Consider the following 960-nt stretch of genomic DNA (forward strand, 5'->3'; position numbering starts at 1 on the left):
CGGTAGTTCCTTCGCTTTAGTGGACACCCTGACCTAACTGTCAGGAGCGCCCCATGGCAACACCAGGCCCCAGAACAACCTACCGTTACACCGACCAGTTCAAAGCCACAGCAGTGCGCCTGAGCGAGCTTCCCGGCGTCTCCGTCGCCGACGTTGCCGAGTCGCTTTACATCCACCCTTTCATGTTGTCTCGTTGGCGCAGGTTGGCCCGCGAGGGAGTGATCGTGACCAAGGGTACGGAGCTGGACAGGACAGTGGCCGCAGAGCTCAAGGCGCTGCGCGAAGTGAAGCGGAAGTACGAACGGCTACAGGTCGAGCATGACCTTTTAAAAAAAGCCATCGCGTTCACTTCGGCTCGAAAGCCGACGTCTTCGCCTTTATCGCGCACCACCAGGAAGCCTGCCCGGTGAGAACGATGTGCCGGCTCTACGGCGTCAGCGCATCCGGCTTCTATGCGTGGCAGCAGCGACCGCCAAGTCAGCGCGCTCAAGACGACGCGGTTCTGGTCGACCGGATCCGCGCTGTCCATGCACAGAGCCGCGAGACCTATGGCAGCCCACGCGTGCATGCAGCCCTGCGCCAGTCGGGCGAGTCAGTCGGCCGGCGCCGGATCGAGCGATTGATGCGGGAAACAGGCGTTCGCGCCTGCTCCGCACGCCAGTACCGCCGACGGCCGGGGCTTGCCCGTTTTCTCGCCAGCATCGAGAGCCGTGCGCACGCGGTGGATGCCAGCGCCATCGACAAGGTCTGGGTGGCCGACGTCACCTATCTCAAGGTGCGCGGCGAGTGGCGCTACCTCGCCACGATCATGGATCGCCACTCGCGGCGGCTGCTTGGCTGGGCGTTGGGCAAGGATCGAACGACGACGCTGACCTGCCGCGCACTTGCTGCGGCTCTGCGCACGCGTAAGCCCGCGCAGGGCACATTGTTCCATAGCGATCGCGGCATCGAGTTCATCGC

The 960-nt window shown here is 64.1% G+C and carries 2 protein-coding genes; both read left to right on the forward strand.

Translation table 11 applies throughout. The annotated features are described in order from the left end of the window. Positions 1–53: 53 nt before the first annotated feature. Positions 54–410, forward strand: coding sequence for a transposase (locus EGK76_RS15305; protein ID WP_123833187.1), 357 nt, complete (start codon positions 54–56; stop codon positions 408–410). Then, the coding region (locus EGK76_RS15310) for an IS3 family transposase (RefSeq protein ID WP_233580335.1) at positions 380–960 on the forward strand (581 nt) is incomplete at its 3' end. The genes EGK76_RS15305 and EGK76_RS15310, both read left to right, overlap by 31 nt.

It is taken from the genome of Luteimonas sp. 100069 (genome assembly GCF_003813845.1).
In the GTDB taxonomy this organism is placed as follows: Bacteria; Pseudomonadota; Gammaproteobacteria; order Xanthomonadales; family Xanthomonadaceae; genus Luteimonas; species Luteimonas chenhongjianii.

Excerpts from the sequence above, each read along its gene's own strand:
- EGK76_RS15305 (WP_123833187.1), top strand. The coding sequence starts at position 54 with ATGGCAACACCAGGCCCCAGAACAACCTACCGTTACACCGACCAGTTC.